General features: G+C 36.0%; 17 protein-coding genes and 1 tRNA gene. 10 read left to right on the top strand and 8 right to left on the bottom strand.

The genetic code is table 11. From position 1 onward, the window contains the following. The first annotated feature begins 42 nt into the window (after positions 1-42). From DW000_RS03170 to DW000_RS03150, 5 genes are all read left to right on the top strand, one after another. Positions 43-369 (top strand): YolD-like family protein, encoded by a 327-nt coding sequence (locus DW000_RS03170; protein ID WP_118091242.1) that lies wholly within the window; start codon positions 43-45, stop codon positions 367-369. Between the two features lie 173 nt (positions 370-542). Then, the gene (locus DW000_RS03165; protein ID WP_120054983.1) at positions 543-2075 is read left to right on the top strand and encodes a glycine betaine ABC transporter substrate-binding protein; all 1533 of its coding nucleotides are present in this window, start codon (positions 543-545) and stop codon (positions 2073-2075) included. A 254-nt stretch (positions 2076-2329) separates the two neighbouring features. After that, positions 2330-4459, top strand: coding sequence for a heavy metal translocating P-type ATPase (locus DW000_RS03160; RefSeq protein WP_120054981.1), 2130 nt, complete (start codon positions 2330-2332; stop codon positions 4457-4459). A 445-nt stretch (positions 4460-4904) separates the two neighbouring features. Then, positions 4905-5858 (top strand): magnesium transporter CorA family protein, encoded by a 954-nt coding sequence (locus DW000_RS03155; protein WP_004694714.1) that lies wholly within the window; start codon positions 4905-4907, stop codon positions 5856-5858. Between the two features lie 169 nt (positions 5859-6027). Then, a tRNA-Ser gene (locus DW000_RS03150) sits at positions 6028-6116 on the top strand. Positions 6117-7222: 1106 nt separating this feature from the next. Here the strand turns inward: DW000_RS03150 and DW000_RS03145 are convergent. The 6 genes from DW000_RS03145 to DW000_RS03120 form a co-directional block, all read right to left on the bottom strand. Beyond that, on the bottom strand, positions 7223-7789 hold the full coding sequence (locus tag DW000_RS03145) for a hypothetical protein (protein WP_120054979.1): 567 nt from the start codon (positions 7787-7789) through the stop codon (positions 7223-7225). Positions 7790-8257: 468 nt separating this feature from the next. Continuing rightward, positions 8258-8833, bottom strand: a complete 576-nt coding sequence (locus tag DW000_RS03140; RefSeq protein WP_120054977.1) for a phage replisome organizer N-terminal domain-containing protein — start codon at positions 8831-8833, stop codon at positions 8258-8260. Positions 8834-9159: 326 nt separating this feature from the next. Continuing rightward, positions 9160-9342 carry a hypothetical protein gene (locus DW000_RS03135; RefSeq protein ID WP_120054975.1) on the bottom strand — a complete coding sequence of 61 codons (183 nt, stop codon included), beginning with the start codon at positions 9340-9342 and terminating at the stop codon, positions 9160-9162. Beyond that, positions 9342-9584, bottom strand: a complete 243-nt coding sequence (locus DW000_RS03130; RefSeq protein WP_120054973.1) for a hypothetical protein — start codon at positions 9582-9584, stop codon at positions 9342-9344. The genes DW000_RS03135 and DW000_RS03130 overlap by 1 nt, the downstream gene beginning before the upstream one ends. A gap of 300 nt (positions 9585-9884) precedes the next feature. After that, positions 9885-10541: a BRO family protein gene (locus DW000_RS03125; RefSeq protein WP_120054971.1), complete on the bottom strand. Its 657-nt coding sequence runs from the start codon at positions 10539-10541 to the stop codon at positions 9885-9887. A gap of 15 nt (positions 10542-10556) precedes the next feature. Further along, positions 10557-10754: a helix-turn-helix transcriptional regulator gene (locus tag DW000_RS03120; RefSeq protein WP_120054969.1), complete on the bottom strand. Its 198-nt coding sequence runs from the start codon at positions 10752-10754 to the stop codon at positions 10557-10559. Positions 10755-10892: 138 nt separating this feature from the next. Here DW000_RS03120 and DW000_RS03115 point away from each other — a divergent pair, with 138 nt between their 5' ends. From DW000_RS03115 to DW000_RS03105, 3 genes are all read left to right on the top strand, one after another. Then, positions 10893-11606 carry a helix-turn-helix transcriptional regulator gene (locus DW000_RS03115; RefSeq protein WP_120054967.1) on the top strand — a complete coding sequence of 238 codons (714 nt, stop codon included), beginning with the start codon at positions 10893-10895 and terminating at the stop codon, positions 11604-11606. A 35-nt stretch (positions 11607-11641) separates the two neighbouring features. Continuing rightward, the gene (locus DW000_RS03110; protein WP_120054965.1) at positions 11642-12796 is read left to right on the top strand and encodes a site-specific integrase; all 1155 of its coding nucleotides are present in this window, start codon (positions 11642-11644) and stop codon (positions 12794-12796) included. 506 nt (positions 12797-13302) lie between these two features. Beyond that, on the top strand, positions 13303-13950 hold the full coding sequence (locus tag DW000_RS03105) for a DUF6338 family protein (protein ID WP_120054963.1): 648 nt from the start codon (positions 13303-13305) through the stop codon (positions 13948-13950). On the opposite strand, the gene DW000_RS09800 is transcribed toward DW000_RS03105, so the two are convergent. Next, on the bottom strand, positions 13951-14115 hold the full coding sequence (locus tag DW000_RS09800; protein WP_165850977.1) for a hypothetical protein: 165 nt from the start codon (positions 14113-14115) through the stop codon (positions 13951-13953). Positions 14116-14257: 142 nt separating this feature from the next. Here DW000_RS09800 and DW000_RS03100 point away from each other — a divergent pair, with 142 nt between their 5' ends. Further along, positions 14258-15484 carry an MFS transporter gene (locus DW000_RS03100; protein ID WP_008602189.1) on the top strand — a complete coding sequence of 409 codons (1227 nt, stop codon included), beginning with the start codon at positions 14258-14260 and terminating at the stop codon, positions 15482-15484. 148 nt (positions 15485-15632) lie between these two features. Then, on the top strand, positions 15633-16181 hold the full coding sequence (locus DW000_RS03095; RefSeq protein WP_120054961.1) for a GDSL-type esterase/lipase family protein: 549 nt from the start codon (positions 15633-15635) through the stop codon (positions 16179-16181). 162 nt (positions 16182-16343) lie between these two features. On the opposite strand, the gene DW000_RS03090 is transcribed toward DW000_RS03095, so the two are convergent. Further along, the gene (locus tag DW000_RS03090; protein WP_021148621.1) at positions 16344-17336 is read right to left on the bottom strand and encodes a hypothetical protein; all 993 of its coding nucleotides are present in this window, start codon (positions 17334-17336) and stop codon (positions 16344-16346) included. Between the last annotated feature and the right edge of the window lie 59 nt (positions 17337-17395).

Here is a 17395-nt window from a genome sequence, read left to right as displayed (position 1 = left end):
TTATAATGGATACATTAGTCGCGTAAGGGGAGGTATACATTAATGAAACATCGCATGTCTCGTTTACAGCGAGCAAAACAATTTATGCCCTTTGCGGCATTGAGGGGCTTTGAAGCTTTATTAACCGCTATAGCAAGGCCAAAAGAAGATCGGGCAGAGTTGTCAGAGGATCAAATAGATGAATTAAATACAGTTTTACAATCTGTACGTTGTGGGGAGTGGGTACGAATTGTTTACTATAACAAACGAAAATATACGGAACTTATAGGTGCGGTTGATATGATTAGTGAGCAATTACAAATTCTCTCTGTACAAGGGACTGTTATTCCTTTCAGACATATTAAAGAGCTGAATATGTATGATATGTAAATATAAATATAACGGTTTTTGCTGTGTATGGTAAATAGACTAGAGTTAAGGAATAATTAGGTATACAATGATATTATGGGTTATTATAGCTTGATAATAAATTCTTGAATTCGGTTAGCTGTAGTATACCTATATAGTTTTTTATTTCTTAACTTAGAAAGGCGGTGTATGTAATGCATGATGTCATATCATTACTTATCAATCGCTATGATTTTTTTCTCCAGTTATTATGGGAGCATATAGAAATTTCAGTATTAGCTTCTGTTATTGCTACCATCATCGGTGGATTATTGGGTGTATTTATATATGAATATAAACGGCTAGCTACGCCAGTTATGGTAGGGGTTAATTTCCTATATACGATTCCATCTATATCGATGTTAGGCCTTTTGTTGTATGTATCGGGTGTTGGTAATACGACGGCTATTATTGCATTGGTTATATATGCTTTATTACCAATGGTACGAAATACATTTACTGGTCTTAACCAGATTGATCAAGCCATGTGTGAAGCGGGAATTGCATTAGGACTCACGCGGATTCAACGTTTGTGGAATATAGAGATTCCCTTGGCTATGCCGACGATTATGGCTGGTATACGGACCATGCTCGTTATGACCATTGCCTTGACAGGTATTGCATCCTTTATTGGTGCTGGTGGCTTAGGTGTGGCGATTTATAGGGGGATTACAACGAATCAAAGTGCTTTGACGATTGCCGGTAGTCTACTGATTGCCCTATTAGCCATTACCGTTGATGCTCTCTTTTCTCTAGGTGAAAGAGTAACGCATATTAGCCCCCATATGAAGCGTTATACGATTATATTTGTTTCGATTATGACGATAATTGCGATGGGTATAGGTGGCTGGGCCATGTATTGCCGTCATGTGAAGACCGATGTTATTCATATTGCAACGAAACCTATGACGGAACAGCTTATTTTGGGGAATGTTTTAAAAGAATTAATCGAGAAGAAGACTGATCTAACCGTAGAGGTTACAGAAGGTGTAGGTGGTGGTACATCAAATATTCAACCAGCTATGCTTTCCGGCCAATTTGATATATATCCTGAATATACGGGGACGGCTTGGTCTGCTGTGTTAAAACGTACAGATGCTTATGATGAAAGCTTATTTAATGAGCTTTCACAGGCTTATAAAGAGAAATATAATTTTGAGTGGGTCGGCATGTACGGCTTTAATAATACCTATGGCATAGGGGTGCGTAATGAAATCGCTCAGAGTTATGGCGTAAAAACGTATTCTGATCTTGCTCGTATAGCACCATCCCTAACATTAGGAGGGGAATATGATTTCTTTGGTCGTGAGGATGGCTATCCTGGATTACAACGGGTGTATGGCATGAGCTTTAAAGCGACTAAAGATATGGATATAGGTCTAAAATATACGGCTATTAGTCGTGGAGAGGTGGATGCAATGCCGATATTCACGACTGATGGTCAATTAAGTATTGCACCGATTACGGTGTTACAAGATGATAAACATTTATATCCATCCTATATGTCTGGTAATGTGGTGCGTAGCGAAGTGTTGATTGCTCATCCTGAACTGCGGCCTGTATTAGAAAGTTTGAATCATACGATTACAGATCAAGAGATGGCGAAGATGAATTACGCCGTTGAAACGGAACATCAATTGCCAGCTGATGTGGCACATAAATTCCTAGTAGAACGAAATTTGATATAAGATGAATATAGTTCGAACTAAAGTAAATAAAATTTAATATATAGTGAATATAATTTTGTATTGACATTTAATCTCCTTCAATATAATATAAACATATGAACAGATATTCATATAAATAAAATATCTGATGAAAAATGTTTAGGAACATATCTAAAAAGATATGGAACAAGATATGTCTAATAAGTATTAGACATAGACAATAAATTAACTTACAATACAGGATAGAAACTTTCACTATTATCAAAGGAGATATCATGGAAGAAACATTATTGTTGAAGGATTTGAACTGTCCGAACTGCGCAGCAAAAATTGAAGATCGTATCCGTAAAATGGATGTTGTAGAGACTGCAAATTTCACAATTGCTACACATCAATTAAAATTAACCGGCTCTTGGGAAGACCGTGAAGCGCTTAAACGTGACATTCAAGATATTTGTGATGCCATCGAAGAGGGCGTTACAGTAGCGGATTACGAGCGTAAATCTAAAGCGGCTATGGATGATCATGGTCCTGACCAGGATCGTGGTAGTGATGCTGTAACAATTGTAGTCATCGTAGCAGGTTTGTTATTCATGATTTATGAAGTTTTGTCATCCTTTGTCCCATCCATCGGCTTGCCAGAGAGTATTGAAACTCCAATTTATTATATTGCCTATATCTTACTTGCGTTCCCCGTATTGCGTATCGCAGGTCGCAATATCTTAAAAGGTCAAGTATTCGATGAAAACTTCTTGATGTCTATCGCTACATTGGGCGCCATTGCAATCGATGCATTGCCTGAAGCAGTAGGCGTTATCTTGTTTTACCGTATTGGTGAGTTCTTCGAAGAAAAAGCAACTGATCGTAGTCGTACAGAAATCATGAACGCTGTCGACATGCGTCCTCAAGAGGTGCGCGTTGTAGACACAGGCTGTGGTGGTGAAATCGTAGTTATGGCTCCTGAAAAGGTTGAAGTAGGCTGGACTATCGAAGTTCGTCCTGGTGATTTAATCCCTCTAGACGGTACAGTTCTTGAAGGTGAAACTCGCGTTAACACAGCTCCTGTAACAGGTGAGCCTGTACCGGTTCGCGCTGTACCTGGCACTCAACTCATGTCTGGTTGCATCAACGAATCTGGCCGCATTACGATGCGTGTGGACAAGGTTCTTGAAGAATCCATGGTTACTAAAATTCTTGATGCCGTGGAAAATGCAGCATCTTCTAAACCTAAAATCGACCGTTTTATCACGCGTTTCGCTCGCGTATACACACCAATCGTTGTAGCTTTTGCATTGGCTGTAGCTATCATTCCGTCCCTTATTACAGGTGAATGGCATAAATGGATCTACACAGCCTTAACATTCCTCGTTATTTCTTGCCCATGTGCATTGGTGCTTAGCGTGCCACTCGCATTCTTCTCCGGTATCGGCAATGCGTCTAAACACGGTATCTTGCTTAAAGGTGGTCGCGTTATCGAGGCGTTGGCTAATGTGAAAGCAGTAGCTCTTGATAAAACTGGTACTATCACATCTGGTGAATTTAAAGTACAAAACGTAGAAACTGTAGGCTCCCATGTGAGCAATGCTCAATTATTATCTATGGCGGCTGCTATTGAAGCAGTATCTACACATCCAATCGCAACAAGCATCGTTTCCGAAGCAAAGGCACAAGGTATCGTTGTAGAAGCGTCTGACTTTGTTCAAGAATTAGCAGGCGAAGGTATGGTTGGCACCGTTGATGGTCAACAAGTCCTCGTTGGTAATCGTCGTCTCATGGAACGCTATGCTGTTCAAGGCTATCCAACAGAACCTGTTGCATACGGTACAGAAGTTCTTGTAGCAGAAGGTAATGTATACCTTGGTCGCATTATTATCGCTGATGAAGCTCGTCCAGATTCCGCAGAAGCGATTGCAGATCTTAATGGTCAAGATATTAAAACAGTCATGCTTACAGGTGATGCTGAAGCAAGTGCTAATTATATTGCCAAAGAAACTGGCGTAAGTGCCGTTCGTGCTCAATTGTTGCCACAAGATAAATTGTCTGTTGTACAAGATATTCGCTCTGAATATGGTCCAACTATGTTCGTAGGCGACGGCATCAACGATGCACCAGTGCTTGCTGGTGCTGATGTAGGTGGCGCGATGGGTAGCGGTGCCGATGCGGCTATCGAAGCGGCAGACGTTGTATTCATGCGTCCATCCTTGACTGCCATTGCACATATCCTTGACTTGTCCAAAGCGACTTTGCGCGTAGCATGGCAAAACGTAGTATTCGCTATTGCCGTTAAAATTCTTATCATGGCACTAGGTCTTATGGGCTATGCATCCATGTGGTGGGCGGTATTCGGTGATACTGGCGTATCCATTCTTTGTATCTTGAACTCTATTCGTATCTTGCGCCGTTAATTTGGTGAAAGTAATCTTATAGATCAGTACAGAAATATAACAAATGACATTATTCTGATCTGACAGATTGGGATAAAACAAATAACCTCTATATTAGCGACAAGCCAGTATAGAGGTTATTTTTATAAGCTTTAACCTAATGATATATTGCTGATTATATGTTTACATACTTACTGACTGTAAGTTTTAGTGGTTTAATCTTTTGGTGGATTTTTTAGTTTAGCAGCCTTATTAATCTATGTGCTCGTTAGATTTTTTGGTAGATTTGATAAAAGGATGTTTTGAGATGCTTTTAACATATACAATTGTGCATTGTTAATAGACATAAAGCGGTTTATGTATATACTACATAAACAAAACTTTCACAATTGAATTGAATAATAGCTATAAAATAGTATATAATTTATTAGATGATTACTATATGTTCGTTGGAAGGAGGGATAGCATGATCACGGTGTACAAACACATAGAAGAAGAGTTGGTTTCAGACTGCACTGTATCAGATGCCACAAAAGGTTCTTGGGTAAATTTGGTGAACCCAGACCCCGATGAGTTGTCCCTCATCAATATTTTGACGGAAATTCCAACGGACGTTTTAAAGACCGCTCTCGATATGGAAGAACGTTCTCACGTGGAATTAGAGGACAACTATATTTTCGTGGTTATCAACATTCCTGCGATTCGCGGTAATGATATGTACGATACGGTGCCACTTGGCATCTTTTTGACGCCTGACTTCTTCATTACTGTATGTCTTGAAGAATCCGAGGTGTTGTATCCGTTCATTTCAAACCAACTGTCTACATTCTATACATATAAAAAGACGCGATTCCTGTTCCAAATTTTGTACCGTACAGCCACATTGTTCTTACGTTACTTACAACAAATTAACCGCCGTACCGACGATATTGAAGTTCAGTTGCGTCATACAACGAAGAATAAAGACTTCTTCCAACTATTGGAATTACAGAAATCCATGACATACTTTACCTCTGCATTGCGTACGAATGGAACTGTTATGGAACGCCTATTGCGCTTGCGTGGTCACAGCACTTATAGACATTTGCTCAAGATGTACGAAGAGGATGAGGACTTACTAGAGGACGTTATCATCGAGAATAAACAGGCCATTGAGATGGTTGAAATGTATTCCAATATCTTGATGAACATGATGAATGCCTTCACATCTATCATCTCTAATAACCTCAACATGGTTATGAAAATGTTGGCGGCCCTTACGATTACTTTGGCGGTGCCCACAATCATATTCAGCCTGTGGGGAACGAATGTGGCGTTGCCATTCCAGGATGATCCAAATGGATTTTACGAAGTAGTAGGTATTTCCGTGGTGTGTTCCATCATTGCTATCATAGGCATGTGGAAAAAAGACCTATTCTAACATATATGACAAATAACTAATAGATTAGGGCAATACTAAATGTTAAATATAAATGAAAAAGCTGGCTGTAAGTCAGCTTTTTTTGCTTGCTTATGTATTATATTATTGCTTATTTACGTATTACGTTGTTGCTTATTATTAGACCAATTTGATATAATAGTACCGTTATGGAGAGGTGTCCGAGTGGTTTAAGGAGCTGGTCTTGAAAACCAGTGACTCCGCAAGGGGCCGTGGGTTCGAATCCCACCCTCTCCGCCATTCAATTTTATGAATTTCAATGACTATCAAAGAATATGAAAGAGTAAATAAAACTAGATAAAACCTGCTTTATTGATACTCTTAGATATTCATAAGTAGTCTATAAGTTAAGTATAATTTGCCCCCTTTTTTGCCCCCTAAAATTTATGTGGTAGAATAGAGGGGAAAGCAGTAAATATAATGTTTTCAAAATCATATAATCATCTCTAAAAAGCCCTTTAGGTTATCGCCTAGAGGGTTTTATATATAGCTTTAATCTCGTACTTGTGCTATACTATTCGTATAATATAAATCTTTAGAGACCAGTTGGGCCATTTGTTGCCTGTTGCTCGTTTCTTTTGATATAGTACTATACTTGGTAAGGCAATTGGAGCCCGTTCCTTGTATAGTACTATAGAGAACCCTTTATCTAATCGGTAGAGGGTTCTTATTATATATTAGAGTATGTTAACAAATGTTAATATATGTTTAATAGCTTTGTATGAAATTAGCTATAGGTTCTATTATTGACGATGTTTGATATGTCTATTATACTTATAGTATCAAAAGCAGTATTACTAGTCATTTGACCGGCCGCTTGGCTATTGCCATTCTGAGTTGGGCGACTAGTAGTACTGCTTTTTTGTATGCTTTATTAATAGATAACCTTAACTTTTCTTAACTGCTTAATGCGGTATGTTTTGATGTAACAGTAATGTAACATTGATGTAACAGGTTTGTAACGCTATTACATTCTATTAATAGTAAACCTTAGTTTTCTTTAGCCCTTTTTTAGGGTATTCGGTTTATTAGTTTTTAGGGTATCTGAAATGTTTAGTTTTTTGAAAGCATCTAATATATAAAAAGCCCCCATTTTTTTTATAATGGGGGTTCTCATTTGTTGCTTAATTTAGTTATGCTCTTGTGTTATAGAAAAATATTTACTTCCGATAATATATACTTAGTGGAAGTAAAAACGGAAGTTATTTTTTAGAAAAACCGCATCATTACTGGCTTTATAGATTATTACTGTAAGTCATGTATAATTGACCTTTGAAAAGTGTATATCTTGATTAATTTATACTATTCATATTGTATGTTTAATCAAAATAGATGCTCTTATATAGTCATGGGTTTTCATTGTACTTCTCATTTAGATATTTTTTAGCTTGTTCAATCGTAGGAATTTTAATATTAAGACTAACAATCTTTTTAATTATCCGCTTAGATTTAGCATAACTGATTTTTTCTCTTTCGTCTACATAAGCATTTATCAAGTATAGAATTTCTGAATGGGTTAGGGCGGTAGTACTGTACAAGCAGTCTTTAATATGTAACCGCATCATAGATGTATTGATAAGTTGTATAGCTATCTTTTCATGCTTAACTATTTCATCTGATATATCGTGTTTCTTGTTGGTGCGTGATGCTATATCGCCATATTTAGCAATATTAGCAGTAGGGGTATAGTGATTAATCATTTCATTCAATTCAAGATACTTGTTATTAAGTCGCTTATAACTTAACAAAGTATCTTTTATGGCCTGCTCTTTGGTAGTTATTATAGTTTTAGATGATTGAGTAACCGTGTATGAGTAGTTATTAGTATGGCTTTCTTTAGTGGTTTTAGGCTTGTTTAATTCCTTTCGTATAACTTGCTCATCTCTATATGCTCTATAATCGCTTGCGTTCATTCATTCCTACCTTATCATCAATACATGTATACGCATTGTATCCATATTGTATACGTGGTTGCCAGTTGGTTGCCATTTGGTATACCTAATTTAGTAAATTCTCGTTGTTTGTTCGTGGTTTGGTTTGATATACTCTCTGTTTAATCACGGATAAATAGACAATGCTTGATAATTAATATTCTAAATATCATGAATTGTATCGGCTCCTAAAAATAGAAAAGGCGAGGTGAAACGCTCGCCGTTTTTCTCCCCTCTTATAATCTCCCCTCTATCTCTCCCTCTTTCTCTTGTTCTTTTTTTTTATTTTAATTTTTTTCTTTTCTTTTTTTATTCTGATTTATTCTATTCTATTCTTACTCTTATTCTTATTCTATAACGCTTTCATTACTTTTCGTAACTGTATCGTAACAATGTAGTTACGTTTTGTAACAGATAAGAGGGGGGGTAATCGATTAAACCAGTAATTACCTAGCTTAACTGGTTGTATTGCTCTTGTTGTTTTTTTCTTATGCGTGAGTGTTTCATGCGTGTTTTTGGTTTGTCAGCACCTGTACAATCTTCGTAGCCATGAATATAAATATAGGTTTTGTCATCTGATAGGGTAGCTTGGCCATTGTCTACTAGGAAATCAACTAGTACCCTACAATCATCGATGTTTTCACCAGTTGTAATAGATATTTCTTCGGTAATATCATCACCCATACCCTCATAACAGATATATCCATTATGTTTAAGGCTTAACAAGATAACTCTTTGATATAAGAGGGCGAGGGTATCGCCTTTAGGTTTTTTTCTCAACTTTTTGATTATTAATGTATCAAAAAAATCATGATGCAATTTTACCCAAAAGTAATGTTGTTTATCGTTGATAGGGTCTATAATCTCTTCTATATCTTGTTCCTCTGTTTTTAATGGGGGATAGCCTTTTTCTTTTCTTAATTTATTATGTATTTCGTCAAAACTGCATTTTTCTCCGCTTTGTATTCTTTTATTAAATTCAGCAGTTGCAATCTCTTTTATAGTATCTGTTTCACATAAGCCCATATAATCACCTCTCTTTGTATTCACTAGAAATAGAATGTATGCTAATATAAAAGAAAGGTGGTTCTATTAGCCTAGACATAACCTTTCTTTTAGCCTGTGATGTTACCGCATCATGGGCTTTTTTATTTGTGTACGCATTGTTTTTGTTCCATATATTCCGCCATACATTCAACACCTTTATCAAAAAGTTTTAAACTCAGAATAGCTACCATTTCATATATATATCTAATCTTCCGTTTTCGAATTTATCAATGTAATCTCTTCCAATTTGACATATTTCAAAATGTACTTTATCAGTCATTAAATCTTTCATATTGTTACTCATTTTAATTCTCCTCGTTGTTAGTTGGTTCTAAATAACATTTAACATCGGTGATATTTTCTGATGTTTTGTAATTGAATTTACTATCAAAGGTGATAACCGCATCAAGTCCGCAATCATCAAGACCGATAACTATTTTATTTTCTGTATTTTGTTTAATTGTGATATTATGTTTAGCTTGTTTCATTATGCTTTTAGGCCTTTCAAATCTTGTTCTTTAAGGTAGTCGGTAAACATTTGTACATCAATTAGTACAAGGTTTCTATTTAATCTAGTAACGCAACTCTTGTATTTATCATCAAGTAGCATCTTCCCTATAAGCCGTGTTACTGTACTCCGACTAATACTAAACATGGTTACAATGTCTTTAGGTTGAACCATGATAGGTGAGAATGTTCCAGTTTGAGGAGTAGAAAAACCAGTTTTCATAAAAATTATCCTTTCTGTAAAAATAAAATTCATTTATTTAGCCTGTATGCTCGTTTTTGTACACGGCTTGATGATTGTACCTAACAATATTAAAACGCTCGTTTGAAATGAATTAGGCTAGGCAAATCAAAAATATTAAAGTGTGATATATGCAGTAATTATCTATATTCTTAGTGGTTTTTTATGTGATTATTACTGAATATCTGTGAGTATCAATGTATGAAATATTACTAAAGCAGGTGAGGTAATTATATGATTTGATATGAAATGCTTTAGTAATTTCTTTCATTGTTATTCATTTTATAATTCTAATTTAATTTCTTGATAACATTTACCCTCATGTAATAGGGCTATTGTTTTATGTTCTAAATACTCTAATTTCTGAATTTCTTCCGCCGTCATATCTTCCTTGTATTTAACACGGCTTTTTGATGCGGTCTTTATAAGTAGATTGTTAAAGTTTGTAATAGCTAACCGCCTTTTATCTTCGGTTTTCTCTTTATATATAGGGCTATTGAATACCGCATCATGTAGCATCTTTTGTAAATCTTTACTTCCGTTATGGGCTATCATACCTTTAGTAAATGAGGTTCTTAGTTTCTTTAACTGATTGAACACCCAATCTCTAAATTGTTCAGCTTTTGCGGTATGAGATATACACCCAATTTCAAATATTCCTCTTTCTGTAAATAATCTGACCTCTTGATACTGTACTTTTGATTTTGTGGTACCCACGCTTTGAGGGGTACCATAATTACGTACAGGAACCTTTGAAATAAAAGAGTACTTGTTTTCTTTTAGATATGGTTTACGTCTTAGTATTTCCTCAATACCTTTCTTGCTTTTATACCCAAAGCCTACCGCCAATTCATTAATAGTCATGAAAATGTCTTTCCGTTTAGCACTATAAAATGAAAAGTCATTTCCGCCGTAGTGTTGCGTTGCCATTAATTGCATATATTCACTTCCTTTCTATTCAAATAATTCTGTAACAGGTTTAGAGAGTGCATCGGCTATTTTGTTACAGGTTTTTGCCGTTATCGACTTTCCATTTAAAACGTTGGCAATTGTCGATGTTGATACTTGGGCTTTTGTACAAATTTCTTTGTAAGTCATTGCATTTTCTAAAAACGCATTTTTTAAAGCATCTTGTTTTGCTATATATCTCATTTTTTCACCGCCTTTGATGTCCTATACAACAATTTTGTAATTTCATAATACACTTTTAAGACTGCTTTGTAAACATACAATTTTGTAATTTACAAAAACACTTCTGTAACTTATAATTTTGTGTATAGAGGTGATTATATGATATTTTCAAAATTAGCGACTATTATGGAGGAAAAGGGGATAAAACCGTATCCTTTATCTCGAGAGAGTAAATTATCTAGGACGTTTATAGATAGCTTGATGAGTAATGACTTTGAACGCCTTTCTTCTAAAAGTTTAAATACACTTTGTCATTATTTAGGGATAACTTCTTTAAATGATTTACTAATATTTGAACCAGTAGAAATTTATATAAATAATAAAAAAGAGGGTCATATTGAGCTAGAAAAGATTGTTTACGAGCTAAGAAGTAAAGGAAATATAGATTTTGATTTTTCTCTTTATGTAAATGATTTGAATATTGATAAGCCTAAGATTGAATTGTTAATAGAAATTGAGAAAATAAAGTACTATGTTGATGTTACATATAAATTGATACAAGAAGAAGATAAATTCCATGATAGTGTTTTATTAGGCTTTGAAGTAATATTTAATGATTTATCGTTTAGTGAAAATATTCCTGTTAATTCTTTAAAACACTTAAAAGGGTGGATTTTTCATTTTTTTGCATCATATATAGGTAAAACTTTTGATACTTATCCTATATTTGCTAGATATCCTAACGAATTAGAAAATGATGATAAATATCAAGTTCAAAGCAATATTTCTATAAGTGAAGAGTTGAAAAAAATTAGCGAAAAACAAGATGCTTATTTTGAGTTATTAATAAGATATTTAGATAGTAAGAAATAGATATCCCCCATATAGTCGCTATTAAAGGCGGTACTATGTGGATAGAAGAAAGACAAAGTAAAAAGGGTACACGATATAAATATTGTGAACGCTTTGAATTACCTAATGGCGAGATACGAAAAGTATCTGTAATTTTTAATACTAATAGTAGTCATGCAAGAAAGCAGGCAACAATAGAGTTACAACGGAAGTATGAACAGGCGGTAAAAGACTTAGATATAAATAAGGTAGTAACATTCTATGATGTGGCCATATCATGGCTTGAACATACGGAACCTACTGTAAAGAGGTCTACACATATCAACCATACAATTTATGTAAATAAGATTTTTACATACATTGATAAGAGTTTACCTATAGCAGATTTAACGGCGGTTATATTGGAAGATGTATTACATAAGGTCTATTATGTTGAAAATCTTTCATATTCGTATGTTAGGGCTACTTTTACAACAATGAGGGCAATCTGTAAGCATGCTAAACGGAAACGATTAATACCTAACTTGATTGACTATGATGATATTGAGATAAAGAAAAAGCCTTTCAGCCATACGGAAATAGCTAAAAGGCAAGGTAAATTTCTTGATGCGGTTGAATTGAAAGATGCTTTATATCAACTATCAAAGGAAGATAGCCGTATCTCTTTATTGTTTGAGTTTATCAGCTTAACAGGTTTACGCATAGGTGAGTTATTAGCCTTGCGGTATTGTGATTATGATAAAGAAAACGCTACTATTAATATCAATGGTACAATCCAGTACGATTATAAAAATAGTAGCGAGGTTAAGCGAGGAACACCTAAAAATATATATTCTGTTCGTGATGTTTCCTTATCTGATAGGGCGGTTAGTATTCTTAATAGTATCATGTTAGAGAATAAACGGCGGTCTTTATGGTTTGAGGGATATATAGACCATGGTTATATATTTACTGCTAGCCGTGGTAACCCTTATGACATTCAATTCTTAAATAGGAAATTGAAAGCAGTACATATAAAGGGGAAACATTTAACTACTCATATTTTTAGACATACTCATATTAGTATGTTAGCAGAATTAGGAGTACCGCTCAAATCAATTATGCAACGTGTAGGACATAATGACCCTAATACAACGCTTAGTATTTATACTCATGTTACAAAATCAATGCAAGATGATGTAATAGAAAAATTAAACCAACGAAAAGCATAAGAGAATACTTGCCCCCTTTTTTGCCCCCCTAAATACAAGACATGATTATAAAGCCAGTTACTATCAGTAAAATAGGTTCAATACCTACTATCTCCGCCACCAATACATACAATTACCACAGATTATAACAAATTGTAACGGACTATAACAAATATAGTAAGAATAAGAGTTTATAACGGTATTGTAAGATTACAATTATAACGAATTGTAACGAATTATAACACAATTTTGCCATCATTTTGCCCCCAAAAGAATAAAATGATTTGCCCCCATTGCATGCAGTATGTAATGGGGGCGTTTTTTATGCCGAATAGGCATACAATTAAACGGAATGAGTCCCCGGTAGAATACCGAACTCATTCTCAAAAGTAGCTTAATTATAGCTGTCCAAGAGAATGGGTGCAGATCAAATGTGATACAGTTTTTTATATATTACATAATACTAAATGTTCTCTGATGCGAAATAAAGATAATCATGATATAGTGGAATTGAAAGAGGTGAGACTATGGAAAATCAGTTAGCTATTTTATTACTTATTGTTCCAGGTTATATTGCTAGAAAAATCTATAAGCATACAAATGACGTACGTGATGATTTAAGCACGTTCGAGGAAACATTATATTGCTTGATGTTTAGTGGAATTATTTCAATTGTTGCAGTATCTATTATGCTTGTATCTATTCATGGGCTTTGTTTTAATTACTCAACTCTACAAGCTACTGATGTACAAGTATATGCAAATAATTTAGAATTTATTGCCAAGTATATTGGATTAGTTTTAATAGTAGCTACTATACTAGGTTTAATCACGTATCGCTTGAATGAGTGGTATACATATTGGATAAATAAAGCTAGAGGTTCGCAGAAAACTGCGGTCACGCTAAATCAAAGTATATTTGATACATATTTTAATGATAGGAAATATCGTCATTATATCGAACTTTATAAAGATGACAAGCTTATATGTAGAGGGCGTTTAAATAACTGTGTAGAAAAATATAAGGAATTAGGAATTGAACCCTGTGAGGATCAGTTTATTGAATTAGAAGAACGATTAGGGAAAATTCCGTATAAGCATATTTACTATGATGGAAGACTAGGTATTATGATTAAAGAATACGATGTCAGAATACCAGTAACCCAAGATGAGTAATTATTTTTTCTTTTTAGGTAATTTATTTATATAGTTAGATAGTTCATCTGCTGCACTTATTGGCGGTTTATTTATATTTTGAAGGTTACCGCCTCTAGTCTCTATTAATTTATTTATATTAGTGCTTTCTTCGATGAAAATTTTTTTTGACTTCTTGTTAGCCATAAATAGACCTTTCTACGCCCTCAAAAATATAATAGCATAATCAATAGTTTAGGACATCTAATAATAGATGTCCTTTTCAATATTTGTCCACTATGATATGCTATCGATATATTTATTAGGTTTTCTGTAGAAAGGAGCTCGTATGAATCGACTTAGTTTCTCGCGAACTCAGATTTTAATTCTCGCTAGCGTGTGGCTCACGTTCTTGTTGAGCTTTGTTATGCGCTTGTCTTGGGCATCTGTTATGCCTATCCTCAATGAGGCGTTGCATTTTACAGCTAAGATGGGGGCTCAACACATTTCGGCCTTTTACTTTGGGTATGCGTTAACGGTATTACCAGGTGGCATCTTAGCCGATAAAATCGGTTATAGACGTACTATCTTGTTTAGTTTGATTGGTATGGCTGCTGTAACGGCTTTGATGAGTACCATTACAGACTATAACATGGCTTGGGGCTTGCGCTTCTTGCTAGGTGTTATGTCTGGCCCTGTACAAGCTTCTTGCTTGAGTGCTATCGGCGATCACTTCGGTCCGAACCAACGCGGTGCGGCCGTAGGTATCTTCATGAGTTGTACTTCCTTTGGTATTACTACGGTAAACCTTTACGCACCGTATGTGGCTACACATTACGGTTGGCAAACTGCATTCCTTGCTACAGCAATCTTGCCATTGGTAGTACTCGTGTTATGTTACTTCACGGTGCGTAAGCCTAGTGCAGAAGTTCTCGCACAACGAGAGGCAGAGGCTTCTGAAGCGGCTGCTAAGCTTGGCGTAGGACAAACGTCTTTAGTAGAAAACTTGAAGCACATCGTTTCTAACCGCAATATTCGTTGCTTAGCGATTGCTGGCTTCTTCGCAACAGGTACGACTTGGGGCGTAACGCAATGGGCGAACTTGTACATGGTTAAACAATTAGGTGTAACGGCTATCTATGCAGGCCAAGTCATGAGCGTGTTCGGTACGGCTGCGCTAATTGCAAAACCAACGATCGGTATTTTATCTGATATTTTGCCAATTAAGAAGAACCATTTAGCGGCGCTCGTTATGTTCTTATTTGCGCCAGCTTTAATCTTGTTTGCAAGTACGGCAAATCCAAATATGCTCTTTGTAACAGGTCCAATCCTCGGTATAGGTGCCTTTATGCATAGTGCGTTGACCAATGCCCTTGTAGTTCAATCTGCAGCGCCTCATTTACGCGGCACAACAGCGGGCTTTGTAAATTTGTTTAACCAAATTGGTGCACTCTTGGCACCACTTCTCTTGGGCAATGTCCTTGTCATGACGGGTAGCTACCAAATGTCTTTGATGTCTATCGCTATAGCGCCTATTATCGGTGCATGTGCATTGTTCTTCATTCGTCTTAAATAATATAAAAGGATCCGTAAATGAACTGCCTTTCTAAAAATTGTATCTAATTGGAGGGCAGTTCAAAACGGGTCCTTTTTGTAATTAATATGTATATTGTGTATGGTGTTCTTTTATTATATGATTGAGTCATAGTACAGGAGGGATGTAAATGGAAATCATCTGTTTTGGCGATAGCATTACGCGTGGCTATGATGTGCCTTATGGACGGGGTTGGGTCGAAATCTGTGATGCATCCATAGAGGGTGTTAATTTTACAAATTATGGTGAAGATGGCTGCTCCGTACAGGGGATGATATATAATATTGAAAATTGGGCGGTTACTGCTGTATCCGATCCAACACGTTATATTTTCTTGATGTGTGGCACTAACGATATTTTACAAGGTCGAGATAGTACCTATGTGTACAAGGCTTTGGTGAAAGCTATTGAGCTGGCTAGTACAAAAGGGAAGGTAATCATCGGTTTAGAAACTCAAATTGATAGCGATATGGACGGATTGGATCTGGTTGTACGAGAGGTTAATGAACAGCTAAAAGCTTACGCAGAGGCGCATAATATTAAAGTTATAGATTTCTATACTACCTTGTTTGAAGCAGATCAAATTGGACAAATTGTCTTTGCCGGAGAGGTTCATCCCAACGAGCGTGGTTATCGATTAATGGCGTATAAGGCATTAGAGGTCTTTACGCGATTATAACGGAGCTATAATAGAACTGGAACGGGACTATAATACAACGTAATATAAAGAACATAAAAACTCCCCTAATGAGTTGCCTCATTGGGGGAGTTAGTGATTTATAGTCTTTTGTGCTAGTGAAAGTTGGGGGCTTTCACCAGATAAAATTAAATTCGTAACGAATTATTTTTTAGATTTAGTAGATACTTTGTTATTGGACACCTTAGCAGATTGTGCAATTGCGTATGCAGTGCCTTTTACTAAATCAGAAGCTTCAGCAGTGTTGCCAGATACGGTTACAGCTGCTACAGTGTCTTCAGTTACTGCGAATAATGCAGTTGCGTAAGGATGTTGCGCACCATTTGGTACAGTTACAGCACCGGATTTAACAACGATGTAACGACCGTTATTGTTGAAAATATCGTAATGAGCCGCTTGTTTTACACCATCATAGCTTTCATTGTAAGCGAACAATGCAGCTACTTCACCATTTGCTACTTGACCAGTTTGTTGCATGGAACGCAATTTAGCAGCTGCTATAGCTGTTGGTTGAGTCATGTTTACAGTGATGCGCAAAGAGTTGTTATTTACAACTGCTTCAGTGATTACGTTTGTAGAGAATACATTCGCAACACCGTTGCCAGCACGGTTGTAAGAGCTAGCAGTTTTAACTTGGTAGCCATTAGTGTATGCAGGCAAGTCATATGTGTAAGTTTTGCCATTTAACAATAAGTCAAACGCATTTAATTGGTTAGCTTTGTAGCGAGAAATGTAGGAGCTGCCGTTGCCATTAGCTGTTACGGAGTTTACAGTTTCTTGGTATACCGGTTGGGCTTCAGTAGGGATAGGATCCATGATTTGAAGACCTACAGCTGTTGTTTGTGGTGCCACAAAGATTGGATCACCTAATTCTTTAGATACAGGCATTTGTTGAGCCATATCGCCTGCTGTATAAGGCACTGCTGGCAATGGTTTGTAACCAGGGCGCGGTGCACTTGTGGCATAACTAGTTTGGTAAGCTGGCGTAGCCGCTTGTGGTGCAGGATAAGAATATTGCTCTGCTGAAGCACGTTCATAAGCGCGTGCATTAGCATCGATAGTTGCAGCAAAAGCAGAGAAAGACATTGTTGTCGCTGCAAATACTGCAAAAGCAGTTGCTAAATGTTTTTTGTTCATAATAATTTACTCCTAAATACATGATTTTACAAATAACACAGATACTAAATTGTATTATA

The sequence above is a fragment of the Veillonella sp. AF36-20BH genome (assembly GCF_003602765.1).
Classification (GTDB): Bacteria; Bacillota; Negativicutes; order Veillonellales; family Veillonellaceae; genus Veillonella; species Veillonella hominis.
The sequence above is the reverse complement of the archived record's forward strand: the minus strand, read 5'-3'. Positions and strand labels throughout refer to the sequence as shown.

Excerpts from the sequence above, each read along its gene's own strand:
- DW000_RS03170 (WP_118091242.1), top strand. The coding sequence starts at position 43 with ATGAAACATCGCATGTCTCGTTTACAGCGAGCAAAACAATTTATGCCC.
- DW000_RS03165 (WP_120054983.1), top strand. The coding sequence starts at position 543 with ATGCATGATGTCATATCATTACTTATCAATCGCTATGATTTTTTTCTC.
- DW000_RS03160 (WP_120054981.1), top strand. The coding sequence starts at position 2,330 with ATGGAAGAAACATTATTGTTGAAGGATTTGAACTGTCCGAACTGCGCA.
- DW000_RS03155 (WP_004694714.1), top strand. The coding sequence starts at position 4,905 with ATGATCACGGTGTACAAACACATAGAAGAAGAGTTGGTTTCAGACTGC.
- DW000_RS03145 (WP_120054979.1), bottom strand. The coding sequence starts at position 7,789 with ATGAACGCAAGCGATTATAGAGCATATAGAGATGAGCAAGTTATACGA.
- DW000_RS03140 (WP_120054977.1), bottom strand. The coding sequence starts at position 8,833 with ATGGGCTTATGTGAAACAGATACTATAAAAGAGATTGCAACTGCTGAA.
- DW000_RS03135 (WP_120054975.1), bottom strand. The coding sequence starts at position 9,342 with ATGAAACAAGCTAAACATAATATCACAATTAAACAAAATACAGAAAAT.
- DW000_RS03130 (WP_120054973.1), bottom strand. The coding sequence starts at position 9,584 with ATGAAAACTGGTTTTTCTACTCCTCAAACTGGAACATTCTCACCTATC.
- DW000_RS03125 (WP_120054971.1), bottom strand. The coding sequence starts at position 10,541 with ATGCAATTAATGGCAACGCAACACTACGGCGGAAATGACTTTTCATTT.
- DW000_RS03120 (WP_120054969.1), bottom strand. The coding sequence starts at position 10,754 with ATGAGATATATAGCAAAACAAGATGCTTTAAAAAATGCGTTTTTAGAA.
- DW000_RS03115 (WP_120054967.1), top strand. The coding sequence starts at position 10,893 with ATGATATTTTCAAAATTAGCGACTATTATGGAGGAAAAGGGGATAAAA.
- DW000_RS03110 (WP_120054965.1), top strand. The coding sequence starts at position 11,642 with ATGTGGATAGAAGAAAGACAAAGTAAAAAGGGTACACGATATAAATAT.
- DW000_RS03105 (WP_120054963.1), top strand. The coding sequence starts at position 13,303 with ATGGAAAATCAGTTAGCTATTTTATTACTTATTGTTCCAGGTTATATT.
- DW000_RS09800 (WP_165850977.1), bottom strand. The coding sequence starts at position 14,115 with ATGGCTAACAAGAAGTCAAAAAAAATTTTCATCGAAGAAAGCACTAAT.
- DW000_RS03100 (WP_008602189.1), top strand. The coding sequence starts at position 14,258 with ATGAATCGACTTAGTTTCTCGCGAACTCAGATTTTAATTCTCGCTAGC.
- DW000_RS03095 (WP_120054961.1), top strand. The coding sequence starts at position 15,633 with ATGGAAATCATCTGTTTTGGCGATAGCATTACGCGTGGCTATGATGTG.
- DW000_RS03090 (WP_021148621.1), bottom strand. The coding sequence starts at position 17,336 with ATGAACAAAAAACATTTAGCAACTGCTTTTGCAGTATTTGCAGCGACA.